The organism is Spirosoma taeanense (assembly GCF_013127955.1).
GTDB lineage: Bacteria > Bacteroidota > Bacteroidia > Cytophagales > Spirosomataceae > Spirosoma > Spirosoma taeanense.
The window spans coordinates 1,637,444-1,655,230 of record NZ_CP053435.1; the positions used below are offsets into that span (position 1 = coordinate 1,637,444).

Consider the following 17,787-nt stretch of genomic DNA (forward strand, 5'->3'; position numbering starts at 1 on the left):
GCCGCTTCACAGGCGGCTTTTTCCGTTTCAACCGGTCAATCATTGAGCAGGAGCGGGCGGTCGGCCAATTTTGAGCCGTAAACAACACAAACGCGACGACGTACCGTCCTCTTCTAAACCAATGAAAAAGTTATGGTTCTGCATTCCCGTGCTCGCGCTGCTCTTTGTAGCGGCCTTCAGCGTAAGCTGTAAAAAAGATCCGGATATCGTGCCGGGTGGCCACATGGCTCCGGAAGCGGTAGGCAAATGGATGTATGGCTCCTTCTCAATGGCCGACTTCTGGTCGTATGACGGCGCGTACCAGGGAAAACCATTCGAGCTGGCCGTCGTTTTCGATTTCAAAGCCAATGGAACCTACGAGAAGTATTTTGTGGCTTCCACCCGCGACTACGCGAACTGCCGGACCGAAGCCTTTACGTATGAAAAAGGCCGGGTGGATTTCAACGAAGCCGACGGGTCGTTCACGACTACGCCCACCGAGGGTACCTACCGGGGCTTTTACTCATGCTTTCCGCGGAAAAACATCGACCGGAAAATGAACCGATCGGAGCTCACTGCGCAGACGTATTACTACGAGGTCAACCGGGGAAGCAATGGACAACCCAACCTGGTTGTGCGGTTTGAGAAAAGCGGTACCAATGTCAGCACCTTCCTGCCGACGTCCTGGTAAGTGCAGGTCTAACCTGCACCTTCAGCTTATTGAGAGGCCGCTTTGATAGCTCTGTCCGGCCGTATGTCTAGACGTCTGTTTCACTATGTGCCGATAGACTCCCAAATGGTCGGCCGACTATTCGGAAATCTATCGGCGTACTGATCATTGCCTGGCAAGCAAGCTTTTTTGCTCGGCTGGCCGGGTCAGCAGCACAACACGTTCGGTTTGCCGCGGCATAATCTGAAATTCCTGCCGGTGCTGAAGGGACGACGTACTAAGCTCAACGGTATAAGTCCCGTATGGAAGTGCTGACACGTCGAACCGACCCGCGAACTCGGGTCCTGATGCATACTCGTCGTACACCGCCTTTTGCTCTTCATTTATAAGCCGAATCCGTACGGTTCTGGACGACCGGTTTTCAATGCGGATGTTGATGACTGACTTTTTCTGAGCCGGAAAGACAAACGCCTGAAAGTCGATGGGAAATTCAGCGAGGTAATCCCGACCGATGAAGGTCTGGGCAGACAGCGATGGCGAAGCCAGGCTGATACTGGCGAACAGCAAGCAGCCGATGAAGCCGCGCGGCTTTGGGAAGGCGTAAGTTGCATGCATGGTGTGGAAGGGTTTTTAGTTAACGCAGCAAACGTATCCCGTGAGCAAACGAACTAAAGCTCCTGAGGATGAATATGTTTACGTTGCGCCTGAATAGTCGGTGTTTCGAGCCGTTAAGCAAACAGCAGTAATGAATAACATGTCTGAATACTGCTTTGCAACAGATGGTATGGCTATTTCAGTAGGTTCGTTATATTTGAATGAAAATAACGCCTGCTCTGGCCGAGCTGTTCTTTATGGTGCAGGCTCGCATCGTCTAATCAAGCTATAATGAACCGACCCGTCGTATTTCTTTTGGGCCTGCTACTGATGGTGAGTAAAGTCTACGCTCAGACACTGACCGTTTCTGGCGAAGTAACCAAACCGCTCACGCTACAGGCTGCTGAGCTGAAAGCCATGCCGCATACGGACGTAACCAGCCCGGACCGTGATGGCAAGGAGCACCGTTACTCGGGAGTTCCGGTGATTGAGTTGCTGAAGCAGGCGGGCATCAGTACGGGCAGCGAACTGCGGGGTAAACACCTGACCAAATATGCCGTGGTTAAAGCCGCCGATGGTTATGAAGTGGTGTTTGCGCTGCCGGAACTTGATCCGGCGTTTGCCACCCGAACTATTCTTCTGGCCGACAGCGTTGATGGGACTGCCTTACCGGCGGGCACGGGGCCGTATCGGGTTATCGTGCCCGGCGAGAAAAAGCCCACCCGCTGGGTTCGGGTAGTGAAAGCTATTGAGGTGCGAATCGCTGAATAAGCCCTGCCTGAGGTTCTGTCCACTCTGAATTACCATGACCAAAACGATTCTTTTTTTTCTTTTACTCTGGACAAGCAGCTTACAGGCGCAGTCGCTTCGGGTAGCCGTGGCGGCCAATGCCCAATTTGTCATGGAATCGCTGAAGGCGGCTTTCCAGAAACAGACGGGCATCAGAATCGAGTCCATTGTCAGCTCCTCCGGTAAACTCACGACGCAGATTCAGCAGGGGGCGCCCTACGACGTGTTTTTATCGGCGGATATGGATTATCCCCGTACGCTGCACCAGCAAAACCTGACCACAACCGCTCCGGTTATCTATGCCTATGGTTCGCTGGTGCTCTGGACGCTGGGCAACCTGCCGCTTTCGGCGGATTTGAGCGTTCTGCAAAACCCAGCCGTTCGGCATATCGCCATTGCCAATCCTGCCACCGCTCCCTATGGCGAAGCCGCCGTTTCGCTGCTGAAATACCGGAAACTGCTGGACCCGGTAAAACCCCGGCTGGTTTACGGTGAAAGCATTTCTCAGGTGAACCGGTACGTGCTGTCGGGTGCCGCCGAGGTCGGGATTACGGCCAAATCGGTCGTGCAGGACCCCAGCCTGAAAGGGCGCGGCCACTGGATTGACCTGCCACTACCGGGGTACACGCCCATTGCCCAGGGCGTCGTTGTGTTGAAACGAACGAACCAGGCCAAAGCCGCCGGACAGTTCATGCAGTTTTTGCGGAGTCCGGCCGCCCGGCGTATTTTGCAGCAATATGGGTATCGTGCACCCACCTCTTAATCGTCTATTCTGAGTTATGCCCATCGACTGGGAACCCATCTGGCTCACTCTGCAACTGGCCAGCGTCACAACCGTATTACTGCTCCTTATTGGCATACCACTGGCCAGCTGGCTGGCGCTCAGTCGATTTCGGCTCAAGCCTATCGTCGAAGCGCTGGTTAGTCTGCCGCTGGTGCTGCCGCCTTCGGTCGTGGGGTTTTACCTGCTGCTGGCCTTCAGCCCAACCAGTCGGTTAGGGGCGTGGCTGCTGCAAACCTTTGATCTGCAGCTCGTCTTTTCATTCGAAGGACTGGTCGTGGCGTCGCTGCTGTATAGCCTGCCGTTTATGGTGCATCCCATTCAGGCGGGGCTGGAAAATCTGCCCGTGTCCTGGCGGGAAGCCGCCTATACGCTGGGGCAATCGCCCGTCCGGACGCTCTGGCGGGTGCTGCTGCCCAACTGCAAACCGGCCCTGCTGACGGGGATCGTGTTATCGTTTGCGCACACCATCGGTGAGTTCGGGCTGGTTTTGATGATCGGTGGTAACCTGCCGGGGCAAACGCGGGTCGCTTCGATTGCCATTTACGACGAAGTTGAGCTGCTGCATTTTGACACGGCCCATGCCTATGCCGCCCTGCTGCTGGCTCTGTCGTTCGTTATTCTACTGCTCGTCTATAGCATCAACAAACGCGTTACGGTATGATTTCGGCCGATCTGACCCTTGCCCGCCTGTTTGCCGAAGGGGCCGGAACGCTGCACGTGCAGATAACACTGGCGACAGGAAGCCTGACGGCCCTGGTCGGTGCGTCGGGTTCGGGCAAGACGACGCTGCTGCGGCTGCTGGCCGGGCTGGAAACACCCAGCCGGGGCCGGATTACGGTAGACGACGTCGTATGGCTGGATACAGGTCAGGGCATTAACCAGCGCCCCCAGCAGCGTTCGGTGGGGTATATCTTTCAGGATGCGGCTCTGTTTCCCAACCTGACCGTTTGGGAGAATATCCTGTTTGTTACCCCAAAAGGGCAGCAGGCTCTGGCCAGCGAACTCATTGAAGCTACCGGTCTGGGGCCGTTCATGCACCAGAAACCGGTGCTGCTTTCGGGGGGGCAGCAGCAGCGGGTAGCTCTGGCCCGTGCGCTGGTTCGTCGGCCCCGGCTCCTGCTCCTGGATGAACCTTTTGCCGCTCTGGACGACGAAGCCGCCCGACAGTTGCGGCAGGTGCTGCTGGAACTGCACCGCGCCTGGGGAACGACGACGGTTCTGGTCAGCCACCACGAAGCCGAAGTGCAGGCGCTGGCCGACCGGGTTGTCCGGCTCCGGCAGGGGCAAATTCAATCCGACCAGACCCCGGTACGTAAGGCCGGGCAAGACCGGCAGAACGAACGGATCAACCGGGTCTGGTTCGACGAAGCCGATCAGCAGTGGGTGCTGGAAACAGATACCCTGCAACTACGCTCGGCTGATTCTAAGTGGGGCCAGTTACAGGTGGGAACGCGTTTTCAACTGGGGTGGGACAAATAGACCTGTCCGCATTCGGGTGTATATTCGTTACCGGGTCAGAACTAACCTTCCGTTAACGCGTTTAAACTATACCCAGACTCATGTGGGCGTTCCTGCTACTTATGCTGACATCCCGACTCAGTGCTGAGCACAGCCATATTCCGCCCGAACTTGCCGAGTTCAGAACTAACAAAGTAATACCGGCGGTAATTGAAAAAAACGTTCTGACCGCCCTGGCGTTCTATCCGCAGTTAAAGAACACGACCATTCGGTTTGTCTTCAAACGTAAAATAAAGTCATCGGTCATGCAGGCTCAGCCGGTATTTCGGTCACTCGTGGGCCGTCGCCAAAGCCGGGCCTACCGGATCAATATCAGTGCGTTGTTCAAACTGACCCATTCGGCGGTACCTATCCATCAGCTTCCCGACGAGATCATGATCGGCTGGATTGGGCATGAACTGGGGCATATTATGGACTATGAGCAGAAAAGCAGTTTCGGCATGATTGGTTTTGGCGTTTCCTACGTGTTTTCGCCGGAGTACGTAAAAAAAGCCGAGCGGATTGCCGATCAGTATGCGGTTGATCACGGCCTTGGCAACTACATCGTCGCCACAAAACGATTCATTCTGGATCATGCCGAACTGCCGCAGGCCTATAAAGACAAAATCGCCCGGCTGTACGTATCGCCGGACGAGATTGTTGAGCAGGTGAAAAAGCTGGAAGAAGAAAAGCTGGCCCAGCAGAAAGCGGCCCTATGACAGGCTTTTGACGTACTGTTCAAATTCGAGGAAATCGTCTTCCTTCATCACCCGCGGAATCTTGGTCTGGCCGCCCAGCTTTTTATACTCCTCGCTCCAGCGATAAAAGCGTTCAACCGGAATAACCTCGGCCTCCACCCCTTTCAAAGATTTGCTCCGGGCTACTTTATAATTCTTGTTGGTTTCGCACAGTTCACTATCCAGCGAAGCGGCAAACGGCTGACCATCTACCTGTTTATCGGCACCGATCATCCATTTATTGATGTACTCGCCGTCTTTACGAATGGCCGAAACGACAAACTCCTGAATCTCAATATCGAACTGTTTCTGCATTTTCTGCATGGCCTGATTCATCTGATAGACAGACAACTGTTCGCCAACTACGTTCAGGAAATGCTTGGTCCGGCCGGTGATTTTTATCTCGGAGCGCTGCTTATCGGTAAGCATGACCGTATCGCCGATCATATACCGCCAGGTGCCCGAAACGGTCGAAATCAGGAGCACGTAATCTTGGTTTTCTTCGGCTTCTTCCAGCGTAAGAACTTTAGCGTCCTGTTTAACCCGGCCGTCTTCATCCATGTTCTCGTCGGTGAAGGGGACAAACTCGAAGAAGATTCCATTATCCAGAATCAGCGCCATCGACGACGTATCGGGCCGTTTCTGCGTGGCCAGATAGCCCTCTGAAGTCAGGTAGGTGTCGATATAGGTTAAGGGTCTGGCGAGAAGCTTTTCAAAGCTTTTCCGGTAAGGTTCGAAGGCCACTCCGCCCGTGGTATATACCTGTAGGTTTGGCCAGATGTCGTGGATGGTATTGAGCTTGTTGTGGGCAATGACTTCCTTGAGCATCATCTCGATCCACGACGGAATCCCGCTTAGGCTGCCAATGTCCCAACTGGGTGCTTCTTCGGCAATCCGGCGCACCTTTTCGTCCCAGTCTTTGATAGCAGCAATCTCAACTCCCGGCTTGTAAAAGCTTCGGAACCAGGTGGGCAGATTGGCCGCGCTGATGCCGCTGATCTCGCCTTCCTCATGGTCGTCTTTCTGAATGAGGCTGACGCTGCTTCCGAGCATCAGGATCTGCTTTTCGAAGAAATCGGCGGGCAGATCGAAGTTTTTCAGGCTCGCCACCTGCTGCAAACCCGATTTGCGGATGGCGTCCAGCATATCGTCCGTGACGGGAATCGATTTGCTGTTACTGGTAGTGCCGCTGCTCAGAGCAAAATACTGCTGGCCGCCCGGCCACGTAACGTTCTGGTGACCTTCCAGCAGGTAATGCCACCAGTCGTTGTAGAGTTTATCGTAGTCATGGACCGGAACTACCTGCTGGAACGCCTTGACCGGATCGGCGCTGGCCAGGATTTCACTAAAGTTGTGTTTTTTGCCAAAAGCCGTCAGCTTTGCTTTCGTCAGTAGATTCTGTAATACTTCGCGCTGGGCCTGAGCCGGGTCCGGGTCCGACGTAATGAAGCCATAAACATCAATTGCCTTTCGAATTAACTCACCAATAACGGCCATAAACAATCTGAATCGGATGGTATATCTCTCCGACTAACCAGAATCCATGGGCTTTGTTCTTTTTTCGGAAAGGCCTGTGAGGCTACTATTTTTTGCTTTCTTCTACTTTCTGTTCGGTAGGGATGGTGGCCACTTCGCGCTCGCGTTCAGTTTGTTCGACATACACGGCATAATCCGCCGGTTCAATCTTTACCCCGAAATGGTTGGCGTAGGCCAGCGTAAACTCAGCTCCGAAATACAGGATGGCAGCCGTATAGTACACCCAGGTCAGAATGACGATCAGCGAACCGGCCGCGCCATAGGTCGAGCTTGTACTGGTGGTCTCAATGTACAGTCCAATCAGGTAGCGCCCCAGCATGAAGAGCAGGGCCGTAAAGAAAGCGCCCCAGCGAACATCCTTCCAGGCAATCTTGGCATCAGGCAACACCTTGAAGATGACACCAAAGAGCACCGTAACGACCAGTGTACTGATGGCAAAGTTTAACCCGCTAACCAACACAACGCCTATCTGGGGCAGGAAACGCGTCAGTACGTCGCTCAGGGCAAGAATCAAGCCGTTAATTAACAGCGAAACCAGGAGCAGAAACCCTAAGCTGACAACCAGCGAAGAGGATAGCAGCCGATCTTTGATGATTTTGAGCCAGCCCCGCTTGGGTTTGGCTTTGACGCGCCAGATTAAGTTAACGGAGTCCTGAATCTCCACGAAAATGCTGGTCGCACCGAGCAACAGGGTAAGAATACTAATGATTAAGGCCGTGTTGGTTTCGTTCGACAGCTTCACGTTCTTGATCATGTCCTGAAGCTGTTTGGCCGCTTCATTGCCGATCAGACCATTGATCTGGCCAAAAACCTGGCCCTGAATAGCTTCCTCGCCCAGAAAGATGCTCAGCAGCGACATGACCAGCACTAACAGCGGAGCCAGCGAAAACACAGTATAATAGGCCAGGGCCGCGCTTAATTTCAGGCAGCGATCGTCCAGAAACCCATTGAAGGCATCCCGGATTACAATCCAGCTATTGCTAAAGAAAGTCTTGACGTTTTTAGCATCCATAAACGATGAGTTATTTGCAGGACAAGGGCAATGTCTTATCCGCGACGTAACGGTGTCGCCGTACAGGACTAACCAGAATCCGGGGCAGTTGTTACCATTTGAAGGGGCAATGGCCCCGGTGGAACGTCCCTGCCCAGACAGTAAACGGCAATGCCGCTCATCTTTCCCTAGGAAGAGCCTGCGAAAGGAGCACTCGGAAAGCCTAGCCGAAGTCAACAAAAGATCCTGGTCGGGGTAAGTCGACCGGATAAATCAACAGCTGGCTATGGATTTTATGGCTAACCGTCAATCGGTATTTAACAAAACAGAAATTAGCAAGAAATGAAGTGTCTCAGTGCCCCGTGTTTCCTGATTTGCCTGCTCATTACGCTTACGGGTACTGCCAGTTACGCCCAGAAGAAAACCGCCAAAAAGTCGGCCAGCGTAACGTCGCTGGTTAGCGACCGCCAGTTCTGGCTGGCCGAAATGGACCGGATGGTTCGGCCGGTGGTGTACAGCCTGGCACAGGACAGCCTCCGGATCATGATGCCAAAGGTAGTTGCCAAACGGGCCGACAACCCGGAACAACGGATTCAGGTGCAGTACCTCGAAGTGCTGGGTCGGGTGCTCAGCGGGATTGCGCCCTGGCTGCAGGGCGAAGGCGGCTCCCCGCAGGAAGTGGCTCTACGGAACCAGTACCGGCAGTGGGTCTTGAAAGGACTATCTCATGCACTCGATTCAACGGCGAAGGATTATATGCGCTTTGATCTGGGGGGACAGCAACTGGTGGATGCGTCGTTTCTGGCGTATGCGTTTGTACGGGCGCCCTGGCTCTGGGAACACCTGGACAAAACCGATCAGGTCAAAATGGTCAATGCCCTGAAAGCGACCCGCCGGTACAAGCCGGTATTTTCCAACTGGCTGCTGTTTTCGGCCATGACCGAAGCCTTCTTCTGCAAGTACGGCTACGAATGGGACCCCATGCGGGTCGATTACGCGCTTCAGCAACTGGAGCAGTGGTACGTAGGCGACGGCATGTACACCGATGGCGTTCATTATGCCTTTGACTACTATAACAGTTACGTAATCCATCCGTATCTGGCTACCATTGTTGAGGTCATCGGCCAGAAAACGACTGCCTATACCGGCATGATTGCCAAGATCAGGAAGCGTAACGAACGGTATGCCGTTATTCAGGAGCGGCTGATCAATGCCGACGGGTCGTTCCCGCCAACGGGGCGGTCGCTGATCTATCGGGGGGCGGCCTTCCACCATCTGGCCGATATGGCCTGGCGGAAAGCCCTGCCGAATGAACTGAAACCGGCTCAGGTGCGCGGTGCCCTGACGGCGGTCATTAAGAAAACCCTGGAAAGTCCTTCCACGTATCAGAACGGCTGGCTGACTATTGGCCTTTACGGCGCGCAGCCGGATATTGCGGATGTTTATAACAATCAGGGGAGTATGTACCTTGCGTCGACTATCTTCCTACCGCTCGGCTTACCCGAATCGGATCCGTTCTGGGCCGATGCGCCGGTCAAATGGAGCGCCCTGCGGGTCTGGAGTGGCGAAGATTTCCCGCACGACCACAGTGTTGACCTGCGCTAACCAAACAAGTTGATGGTACGTTTATTTTTTTTGGGGCTGCTGTTCCTTAGTCTGCGAACGGCGGCTCAGATTCCGGCCGCGCCGACGGCCCTCCGCACCGATTTGCTGCTCCATACCGACCGGGTGTGGAGCAATGGTTTTTTAACGAACCTGACCCTCGAAGCCGCCGACTCGACCCACTTTCCGGGGCAGTTGGCCCTGATCCGCAGTGCCCGGCCGTCCTTCAGCTGGGTACTGCCCGATGCCGGTATGTTTGGTCGGCAAACGGCCTACCGTATCCTGCTGTCCTCGTCCCTGAAAAACAGTCGGGCCATGGTGGGCGATGTGTGGGATTCGGACCGGGTGACGAGCGGGCAGAGCGTAGGGGTACTACTGCCTGCCGATCGCCAGCTGGATACGAACCGGATTTACTACTGGACAGTAAGCGTCTGGAACGCGCAGAACGTCCAAAGCCTGTTTGCGCACCCTAAAGCCTTCCGTACCGCTCCGGCGCTGTCGACATACGAAACGTCGTATTACCCGCTGGTCAAGACCGAAGATCAGCCCCGTTCGCAGAAGCTACTGGGGAGTCGGAGAACGTTGTATGATTTTGGCAAAGACACGTTCGGGCAGGTATTCCTGACGGTTACGGCCACCGCCGAGCAGGACACGCTGGTGCTGCACGTAGGGGAGGCCCTCACGCCCAACGGGCACATAGACACCAAACCGGCGGGGACGATTCGCTATCGCCGGATTTCGCTGCCGCTGCAAAAAGGCCAGCACCGCTACGCCCTGCAGTTCAAACCCGACAAACGCAACACGGGTCCCAAAGCCATCCGAATGCCCGATTACATTGGCGAGGTGCTGCCGCTCCGTTACGTCGAAGTCGAGCCGTCGGCCGGCAGCGCGCGGGTTGAACAGATTGTCCGCCATACGGTCACTTATCCCTTTGACGAAACCGCAACGATTTTTACCAGTTCCGATACGACGCTGAACCAGATCTGGGACCTGTGCAAGCACACCATCAAAGCCACTACGTTCAGCGGGTATTACGTGGATGGTGACCGCGAGCGGATTCCCTACGAAGGCGACGCTCTTCTGAATCAGCTCTCGCATTACGCCACCGATGCCGAATTCAACATGGTCAAGCGGTCGCTGAATTACCTGATTTTTCACGCAACCTGGCCGACCGAATGGTCGCTGCAAAACGTCTTGATTGCCTGGTATGACTTCCTGTATTCGGGCGATTCGCGCCTGGTCGAAGCCTTGTACCCGGAACTGAAAGCCAAGCTGCTCCTGCCGCTCGCCCGACCGGATGGCCTGATCAGTACGCGCACCGGATTACAGACCCCGGCTTTTACCAAATCGATTCATTACGATACGTTCGATGGCCGCCCCATTATTCAGGACATCGTCGACTGGCCGCAGCAGGGCGTTTTAGGACTGGGCAAGAAAGAAGTGGGCGAAACCGACGGGTTTGTCTTTCAGGACTATAACGCGGTCGTGAACGCCATGCATTATCAGGGGCTGGTGTTCATGGCCCAACTGGCAACCCGTTTAGGGAAACCAGAAGATGCCCTGTTTTATAAAAATCAGGCCAGTCGGGTTAGAGCCGCGTATCAGGCTACGTTCCTGGATGCCAGAACCGGCCTGGTTCACGACGGCGAAAAGACGGAGCATTCGTCCCTGCACGCCAACATGATGGCCCTGGCCTTCGGATTGGTTCCGGAGAAAAACCAAGCGGCCGTGCTGGCGCATATCCGGTCGCGAGGCATGGCGTGCAGCGTGTACGGGTCGCAGTTTCTGCTGGATGCCCTGTATAACGCCCACGAAAGCGCTTATGCTCTGGCGCTGATGACCTCCACCGAAGAGCGAAGCTGGTATAACATGATCCGCACGGGCTCGACCATGACGACCGAAGCCTGGGACACGCGCTATAAACCCAATCAGGACTGGAATCACGCCTGGGGATCGGCTCCGGCCAACATCATCGTGCGGAAACTGATGGGTATTGAGCCCCTGTCGCCCGCTTTCGAAACTGTACAGATCAAACCCCAACCCGATACGCTGCGACAGGCGTCGCTGCAACTGGCAACGCTGCGCGGTCCGATCAACGTTGCCTTTACCAACACGCCGGAACACTTCCAGTTACGTACCACGCTGCCCGGCAATACGCAGGCGGTGGTGTATCTGCCCCGTAGAAAGGCCAAAAGCCAGGTCCGGCAAAACGGTGTTGTCGTCAAAGCTGTTCCGGCGGGCAACTTCTGGAAGATCGACAACGTAAGCGCGGGCACCTACGAGTGGGACGTCAATTAATCCGTTACCAAGAATCGACCCGTCCTGTTGGCGGGTCGTCTGAACCAAAAAGCTATGCAAGCCGAACCGAACACACGCACAACCGACCAGACCGACAGCCATTTGTCGTTTGAGAGCCGCTACGCCAGCTCGCCCAATGAAGTCAAAGGCATGACCACCGACCAGCTTCGGCAGAATTTTCTAATTGAGAAGCTATTCGTGCCCGACCAGTTTAGCTGGACGCTCACTTTCTTCGATCGCTACCTGACGGGGGGCGTCATGCCCGTATCCGGCCCGTTGGCGCTCGAAGCGCCCGAGCAGCTCAAGGCCACTTACTTTCTGGAACGCCGGGAGCTGGGCATGATCAATGTGGGTGGAGCAGGCCGGGTAGTGGCGGACGGCGTCACCTACGATCTGGACTATAAAGAAGCGCTCTATATCGGGCAGGGGACGCAGAACGTGCAGTTCATGTCGCTCGATGCCAATACACCGGCCAAGTTTTACCTCAACTCAACCCCCGCGCATACGAACTATCCAACCCGGAAAGTGTCGCGGGCCGAGGCCAACAAGCTGGAGATGGGCAGTCCGGAAACGGCCAACAACCGCACCATTAACCAGATGCTGATCAACAAAGTCCTGCCTACCTGCCAGTTACAGATGGGCATGACCGAACTGAAAACCGGGAGTGTCTGGAACACGATGCCCGCCCACACCCACGACAGGCGCATGGAAGTTTACTTCTATTTTGAGGTGCCTGAGGGGCAGGCCGTCTGTCATTTCATGGGGCAGCCGCAGGAAACCCGCCACATCTGGATGCAGAACGAGCAGGCCGTGATCTCGCCCAACTGGTCGATTCATGCCGGAGCCGGTACGTCGAATTACACCTTCATCTGGGGTATGGCTGGCGAAAACCTCGATTACGGCGACATGGATTTCTGCGCTATCTCGGATCTGAAGTAAGGCGCGGGTCTCGATTATATTGCCTGGGAGGCTCATTCCATCCGGGCAATAAGTTCTTTTTCAATAGCAATCAAGCATGGATTTAGTCTTAAATACATTCTCCCTGGCGGGCAAGGTCGCCCTGGTAACCGGCTGCAAACGCGGCATTGGTAAAGCCATGGCCGAAGCCTTAGCCGAAGCAGGGGCCGACATTATCGGCGTATCGGCCAATCTCGAGCGCGAAGGCAGCGACGTCGCCAGGGCCATTGAGGCCCGGGGACGTCAGTTCGTCGCCTACCAAGCCGATTTTGGCAAACGGGACGCACTCTATGCGTTCATCGAACAGGTGAAGCAGGCGCACCCGGTCATCGACATTCTGGTAAACAATGCCGGTACGATCCTGCGCAAACCAGCCGCCGAACACCCGGACGAATACTGGGATGAGGTGATTGCCATCAACCAGACGGCCCAGTTTGTGCTGACGCGTGAGATTGGCCGGGACATGGTCGCGCGGGGGAGCGGCAAGGTAATCTTTACGGCCTCGCTGCTGACATTTCAGGGCGGTATCAACGTGCCGGGTTATGCGGCCAGCAAAGGAGCCATTGGAAGCCTGGTCAAAGCCTTCGCCAATGAGTGGGCCGGGCAGGGGGTGAACGTAAACGCCATAGCTCCCGGCTATATCGCTACCGACAATACCGAAGCCCTGCGGGCCGACCCCGCCCGCAGTCAGGCCATCCTGAGCCGGATTCCCGCCAACCGCTGGGGTGAGTCGGACGATTTCAAAGGCCCCGCCGTTTTCCTGGCTTCCGACGCGGCTAAATACGTCCACGGCACGATCCTGACCGTTGACGGCGGCTGGATGGGCCGTTGATGGAGTAGCTGATAAAGAGACAGCCCGTTTTTGGCCTGCATAACGTGTTTGCAGGCCAAAAAAACGGGCTGTTTTCTATTCCGTTGTTACATATTCCGCCGGTACTGTCCGCCTACGGCGTAGAGCGCGTTCGACAACTGGCCCAGCGAGCATACTTTGGCGGCTTCCATGAGACTCTCAAACAGGTTGCCGTTAGCGAGTGCCGTAGCCTGTAAGTCTTTTAGGGCAAGCTCGGCTGCCTCGGTATGCCGTTCCTGAAACGCGCGGCAACTTTCCACCTGGTAGCGTTTTTCTTCGTCCGTCGAGCGGATCACCTCGCCCGGAACGGTGGTCGGTGAGCCATTTGGGTCGAGGAACGTATTGACGCCAACAATGGGCAACTGCCCGTTATGCTTCAGCGTCTCGTAGTACATCGACTCTTCCTGAATCTTGCTGCGCTGGTACATCCGCTCCATGGCACCCAGCACTCCTCCGCGCTCATTGATCGCCAGAAATTCCTGATACACCGCTTCTTCGACCAGATCGGTCAGCTCTTCGACGACGAACGACCCTTGCAGCGGGTTTTCATTTTTTGTCAGGCCAAACTCGCGGTTAATAATCAGCTGAATCGCCATGGCCCGGCGGACCGATTCTTCGGTTGGGGTCGTAATGGCTTCGTCATAGGCGTTGGTATGCAACGAGTTCGTGTTGTCGTAAATCGCCAGCAGGGCCTGCAAAGTAGTGCGGATGTCGTTGAAGGCGATCTCCTGCGCATGCAGGCTCCGTCCCGAGGTCTGAATGTGGTACTTGAGCTTCTGCGACCGGTCGTTGGCCCTGTATTTATGCTTCATCGCCTTCGCCCAGATTCGGCGCGCGACCCGGCCCAGCACCGTGTATTCGGGGTCCATGCCGTTCGAGAAAAAGAACGACAGGTTGGGTGCAAAATCGTCTACGTTCATGCCCCGGCTGAGGTAGTATTCCACGAACGTAAACCCATTGGAGAGCGTAAAGGCCAGCTGCGAAATGGGGTTGGCCCCCGCTTCGGCGATGTGATAGCCCGAAATGGAAACCGAATAGAAGTTCTGCACCCGGTTGTCGGTGAAATACTGCTGAATGTCGCCCATCATTTTCAGGGCAAATTCGGTCGAGAAAATGCAGGTGTTCTGCGCCTGATCTTCCTTCAGGATATCGGCCTGCACGGTGCCGCGCACCTTACGTAACGTATCAGCTTTAATCTGCTCATATACCTCGCGGGGCAGAATCTTATCGCCCGTTGTACCGAGCAGCATCAGGCCCAGTCCGTCGTTGCCTTCGGGTAATTCGCCCTGATAGCTGGGGGCTTGGGGGGACTCGCCACCCTTTTCCCCTTGCTCCATGCCCTGCGCCCTTAACCATTTCTCGCACTGCTGGTCGATGGCTGCATTCAGGAAAAAGGCCAGCAGCATGGGCGCGGGGCCGTTGATGGTCATGGATACCGACGTGGCCGGATCGCAGAGGTCAAAGCCGGAATACAGTTTCTTGGCGTCGTCGAGCGTACAGATGCTGACGCCCGAATTGCCCACCTTGCCGAAAATGTCGGGCCGCATGGCCGGGTCCTCGCCATAGAGCGTAACCGAGTCGAAGGCCGTCGACAGCCGCTTAGCGGGCATGTTTTTCGAGACGTAATGGAACCGGCGGTTGGTGCGTTCAGGGCCGCCCTCACCCGCGAACATACGGGTCGGGTCTTCGCCTTCGCGCTTGAGTGGAAATACCCCGGCCGCAAACGGAAACTCGCCCGGTACGTTCTCGGTCAGCAGCCAGCGCAGGATATCGCCCCAGTCGTGGTACCTGGGCAGACTGACCTTCGGAATTTTCAGGTGCGATAAGGTTTCGGAATAGAGCGGCTGCCGAATAACCCGGTCGCGTACCTTAAACTCGTAAAACTCGGCGGTGTAGCGTTTCTGCATATCCGGCCACTGCTGCAGCAACGCCCGGCAATCGCTCGAAAGCCGGTTTTTGCGCTCGGTATACAGTTGCTGTAGCTCGTGCTTTAGCGGGCCGTCCGGCAGGGCTTTCAACGTTCCATCAATCTGGTACAATTGCCGCGCCAGGGTTGTTTGCTCGCTGACAAACGCATCGTAGCGCCGGCTTTCCTCGACGATTTCAGCCAGATACCGTACCCGATCAGCAGGGATAATCGCCTGGGGTCTGGAGCCCGCCGATTGAGTTGAAACTTCGGTCCCGCCCAGCCCGATGCGCTGCATCAACTGGTCGAACAGGGCGTTCATGCCCGCGTCGTTAAACTGCGAGGCAATGGCACCCAGAATGGGCAGTTCCTCGTCGGGCACGTCCCAGAGATTGTGATTACGGCGATACTGTTTCCGAACGTCACGCAGAGCGTCCAGCGAACCGCGCTTGTCGAATTTATTGATGGCAATTACGTCGGCAAAGTCGAGCATGTCGATCTTTTCGAGCTGCGTAGCCGCGCCATACTCGGCGGTCATGACGTAGAGCGTCTTGTCGGCATGTTCGGTGATTTCCGTGTCCGACTGCCCGATACCCGATGTTTCGACAACAATCAGGTCGAACCGGGCCGCCTTGCAGACATCGATCGCATCCTGTACGTGCCGGCTCAGGGCCAGATTCGACTGCCGCGTCGCCAGTGAGCGCATATACACGCGGGCCGGGCCACCGTTGTGGTTATGAATAGCGTTCATCCGGATACGGTCGCCGAGAAGCGCCCCGCCCGTTTTCCGTTTCGAGGGGTCGACAGAAATAATGGCCAGCGTCTTGTCCGGATACGTCCGCAGGAACCGAAGCACCAGCTCATCGACGAGTGAGGACTTGCCCGCGCCACCGGTGCCGGTAATACCCAGGACGGGGGGGGCTGTTACCGCTGAAACCTGCAAAGTCTTTGAGACTTTACAGGTTTGGTAGGCATCCGGGTCGTTTTCGGCGGTGGTGATGAGCCGGGCAATCAGGTTCGTGTCTTTTGTTTCGGGCAGCGTAGCGATTGGCGCGTTCCGGTCGTCAAGCCGAACGGGAAAGTCGCACTGACGGAGCAGATCATCGATCATGCCCTGCAACCCCATCGCCCGGCCGTCGTCGGGGCTATAGATGCGGGTGATGCCGTAAGCGTGCAGTTCTTTAATCTCTGAGGGAAGAATCGTGCCGCCCCCGCCCCCGAAAATCCTGATATGACCCGCACCCCGCTCGTTGAGCAGGTCATACATATATTTGAAAAACTCCACGTGACCACCCTGGTAGCTCGTTACGGCGATGCCCTGCACGTCTTCCTGAATGGCGCAGTCCACAATTTCGGCTACCGAGCGGTTGTGACCAAGGTGAATCACCTCCGCGCCCGATGCCTGCATCAGCCGGCGCATCAGGTTAATGGCCGCGTCGTGACCATCAAACAGCGAAGCGGCCGTAACGATACGGATTTTATGCTGCCAGGCCGGACTGGTCGGTGGTTCGGGTTTGGCGGGTTGAGCAATCATACGAAGGTCAAGAGATTATTCGTTTGTTGATGTCATATCCTGAAATCAGACAAAGGTACGAACTTAAGCACAACCCGTTTTATCCATGTCCAATCGTTATGGATAGGGGGCAACGCAGAGACTATCTAATTTGTGGCGATCCAACCGGACAAACCTCTAGCTTTGTCTTAACGAATAACAGAAACAACACGGTATCATGAAAAACCTGATTACGGCCGCCTTGCTGCTGATTGGTTTGGGAACCAGCGGAACCAGCGCGCAGGATAAGGCCCTGCTTTATAAAGTAACGGGTCCGGGGCTGGACAAACCCTCGTATCTGTACGGTACGTTCCACCTGGTGTGCCCGGATGACCTGAGGATCACCGACGCGCTGAAAAACGCCATTGGCGATGCGCAGCAGGTGTATCTGGAACTCGATATGGACGATCCGGCCCTGATGGGGCAGATGATGAAGTCGGTGATGATGACCGACGGTAAAACTCTGAAGACTCTGCTTAAGCCCGAGGAGTACGAACTGCTGGATGGCTATCTGAAAAAGACGATGAATACGGGCCTCGCGCCTTTCAACACAATGAAGCCCCTGTATCTGATGTCGCTGCTGTACACGACCCTGCTGCCCTGCCAGCCCCAGCCCTACGATGTGGTGTTTGCGCAGATGGCTGCCAACGACAAAAAAGAAGTTCGGGGGCTCGAATCGCTCGAGGCCGAAATGGCGGCACTGGATAAAATTCCTCTTCGCGAACAGCTTAGCGCCCTGGTCGATATGGCTCGCAAGCCCGACGAAGCTAAGAAGGAATTCACGGCTTTGCTGGACGCGTACAAAGCGCACGACCTCACTAAGCTGATGCAGTTGACCAAGGATAGCCAGTTCAGCGGGGGTGATTTCAGCCAGTTTGAGGATAGCCTGCTCGGCGAGCGTAACGCCAACTGGATTCCGGTCATCGAGAAAGCGGCTAAAGAAAAGCCAACGTTTTTTGCCTTCGGGGCGGGCCATCTGGGCACCGGGAAAGGCATCATCAACCTGCTGCGTCAGAAAGGCTATACCGTAACGCCGATTCAGTAG

15 protein-coding genes are annotated in these 17,787 nt (G+C 55.7%); 11 read left to right on the forward strand and 4 right to left on the reverse strand.

The window, feature by feature from the left end; all coding sequences use genetic code 11:
• The first annotated feature begins 121 nt into the window (after positions 1-121).
• A complete protein-coding gene (locus HNV11_RS06970; RefSeq protein ID WP_171738989.1) occupies positions 122-670 on the forward strand; it encodes a hypothetical protein in 549 nt (182 codons plus the stop codon).
• Positions 671-814: 144 nt separating this feature from the next.
• Here HNV11_RS06970 and HNV11_RS06975 read toward each other — a convergent pair whose 3' ends face one another.
• Positions 815-1,264: a hypothetical protein gene (locus tag HNV11_RS06975; protein WP_171738990.1), complete on the reverse strand. Its 450-nt coding sequence runs from the start codon at positions 1,262-1,264 to the stop codon at positions 815-817.
• Between the two features lie 270 nt (positions 1,265-1,534).
• Here HNV11_RS06975 and HNV11_RS06980 point away from each other — a divergent pair, with 270 nt between their 5' ends.
• From HNV11_RS06980 to HNV11_RS07000, 5 genes are all read left to right on the forward strand, one after another.
• Positions 1,535-2,014 (forward strand): molybdopterin-dependent oxidoreductase, encoded by a 480-nt coding sequence (locus HNV11_RS06980; RefSeq protein ID WP_171738991.1) that lies wholly within the window; start codon positions 1,535-1,537, stop codon positions 2,012-2,014.
• Between the two features lie 34 nt (positions 2,015-2,048).
• A complete protein-coding gene (gene modA, locus HNV11_RS06985) occupies positions 2,049-2,795 on the forward strand; it encodes a molybdate ABC transporter substrate-binding protein (protein WP_171738992.1) in 747 nt (248 codons plus the stop codon).
• 16 nt (positions 2,796-2,811) lie between these two features.
• A complete protein-coding gene (gene modB / locus HNV11_RS06990) occupies positions 2,812-3,477 on the forward strand; it encodes a molybdate ABC transporter permease subunit (RefSeq protein WP_171738993.1) in 666 nt (221 codons plus the stop codon).
• On the forward strand, positions 3,474-4,295 hold the full coding sequence (locus HNV11_RS06995; RefSeq protein ID WP_171738994.1) for an ATP-binding cassette domain-containing protein: 822 nt from the start codon (positions 3,474-3,476) through the stop codon (positions 4,293-4,295). Before modB ends, HNV11_RS06995 begins: the two co-directional genes overlap by 4 nt.
• 101 nt (positions 4,296-4,396) lie before the next feature.
• Positions 4,397-5,032 carry a hypothetical protein gene (locus HNV11_RS07000; protein WP_171738995.1) on the forward strand — a complete coding sequence of 212 codons (636 nt, stop codon included), beginning with the start codon at positions 4,397-4,399 and terminating at the stop codon, positions 5,030-5,032.
• Here the strand turns inward: HNV11_RS07000 and HNV11_RS07005 are convergent.
• Positions 5,027-6,547, reverse strand: a complete 1,521-nt coding sequence (locus HNV11_RS07005; RefSeq protein ID WP_171738996.1) for a GH3 family domain-containing protein — start codon at positions 6,545-6,547, stop codon at positions 5,027-5,029. The genes HNV11_RS07000 and HNV11_RS07005 overlap by 6 nt on opposite strands.
• A gap of 85 nt (positions 6,548-6,632) precedes the next feature.
• The gene (locus HNV11_RS07010; protein ID WP_171738997.1) at positions 6,633-7,598 is read right to left on the reverse strand and encodes a YihY/virulence factor BrkB family protein; all 966 of its coding nucleotides are present in this window, start codon (positions 7,596-7,598) and stop codon (positions 6,633-6,635) included.
• 321 nt (positions 7,599-7,919) lie between these two features.
• Here HNV11_RS07010 and HNV11_RS07015 point away from each other — a divergent pair, with 321 nt between their 5' ends.
• From HNV11_RS07015 to HNV11_RS07030, 4 genes are all read left to right on the forward strand, one after another.
• Complete coding sequence (locus tag HNV11_RS07015) at positions 7,920-9,182, forward strand: DUF2264 domain-containing protein (protein WP_171738998.1); 1,263 nt, start codon at positions 7,920-7,922, stop codon at positions 9,180-9,182.
• Between the two features lie 12 nt (positions 9,183-9,194).
• The gene (locus HNV11_RS07020) at positions 9,195-11,477 is read left to right on the forward strand and encodes a family 78 glycoside hydrolase catalytic domain (protein WP_171738999.1); all 2,283 of its coding nucleotides are present in this window, start codon (positions 9,195-9,197) and stop codon (positions 11,475-11,477) included.
• 54 nt (positions 11,478-11,531) lie between these two features.
• Positions 11,532-12,416, forward strand: coding sequence for a 5-dehydro-4-deoxy-D-glucuronate isomerase (gene kduI, locus HNV11_RS07025; protein ID WP_171739000.1), 885 nt, complete (start codon positions 11,532-11,534; stop codon positions 12,414-12,416).
• A 76-nt stretch (positions 12,417-12,492) separates the two neighbouring features.
• Complete coding sequence (locus HNV11_RS07030; protein WP_171739001.1) at positions 12,493-13,266, forward strand: SDR family NAD(P)-dependent oxidoreductase; 774 nt, start codon at positions 12,493-12,495, stop codon at positions 13,264-13,266.
• An 86-nt stretch (positions 13,267-13,352) separates the two neighbouring features.
• Here HNV11_RS07030 and HNV11_RS07035 read toward each other — a convergent pair whose 3' ends face one another.
• Positions 13,353-16,724, reverse strand: a complete 3,372-nt coding sequence (locus HNV11_RS07035; RefSeq protein WP_171739002.1) for a methylmalonyl-CoA mutase family protein — start codon at positions 16,722-16,724, stop codon at positions 13,353-13,355.
• A gap of 196 nt (positions 16,725-16,920) precedes the next feature.
• Between HNV11_RS07035 and HNV11_RS07040 the strand changes: the two genes are divergently transcribed.
• On the forward strand, positions 16,921-17,787 hold the full coding sequence (locus HNV11_RS07040; RefSeq protein ID WP_171739003.1) for a TraB/GumN family protein: 867 nt from the start codon (positions 16,921-16,923) through the stop codon (positions 17,785-17,787).

Coding starts and splice junctions, on each gene's coding strand:
- HNV11_RS07010 (WP_171738997.1), bottom strand. CDS start 7,598: ATGGATGCTAAAAACGTCAAGACTTTCTTTAGCAATAGCTGGATTGTA.
- HNV11_RS06995 (WP_171738994.1), top strand. CDS start 3,474: ATGATTTCGGCCGATCTGACCCTTGCCCGCCTGTTTGCCGAAGGGGCC.
- HNV11_RS06970 (WP_171738989.1), top strand. CDS start 122: ATGAAAAAGTTATGGTTCTGCATTCCCGTGCTCGCGCTGCTCTTTGTA.
- HNV11_RS07030 (WP_171739001.1), top strand. CDS start 12,493: ATGGATTTAGTCTTAAATACATTCTCCCTGGCGGGCAAGGTCGCCCTG.
- modA (WP_171738992.1), top strand. CDS start 2,049: ATGACCAAAACGATTCTTTTTTTTCTTTTACTCTGGACAAGCAGCTTA.
- kduI (WP_171739000.1), top strand. CDS start 11,532: ATGCAAGCCGAACCGAACACACGCACAACCGACCAGACCGACAGCCAT.
- HNV11_RS07040 (WP_171739003.1), top strand. CDS start 16,921: ATGAAAAACCTGATTACGGCCGCCTTGCTGCTGATTGGTTTGGGAACC.
- modB (WP_171738993.1), top strand. CDS start 2,812: ATGCCCATCGACTGGGAACCCATCTGGCTCACTCTGCAACTGGCCAGC.
- HNV11_RS06975 (WP_171738990.1), bottom strand. CDS start 1,264: ATGCATGCAACTTACGCCTTCCCAAAGCCGCGCGGCTTCATCGGCTGC.
- HNV11_RS07000 (WP_171738995.1), top strand. CDS start 4,397: ATGCTGACATCCCGACTCAGTGCTGAGCACAGCCATATTCCGCCCGAA.
- HNV11_RS07020 (WP_171738999.1), top strand. CDS start 9,195: ATGGTACGTTTATTTTTTTTGGGGCTGCTGTTCCTTAGTCTGCGAACG.
- HNV11_RS07005 (WP_171738996.1), bottom strand. CDS start 6,547: ATGGCCGTTATTGGTGAGTTAATTCGAAAGGCAATTGATGTTTATGGC.
- HNV11_RS07015 (WP_171738998.1), top strand. CDS start 7,920: ATGAAGTGTCTCAGTGCCCCGTGTTTCCTGATTTGCCTGCTCATTACG.
- HNV11_RS07035 (WP_171739002.1), bottom strand. CDS start 16,724: ATGATTGCTCAACCCGCCAAACCCGAACCACCGACCAGTCCGGCCTGG.
- HNV11_RS06980 (WP_171738991.1), top strand. CDS start 1,535: ATGAACCGACCCGTCGTATTTCTTTTGGGCCTGCTACTGATGGTGAGT.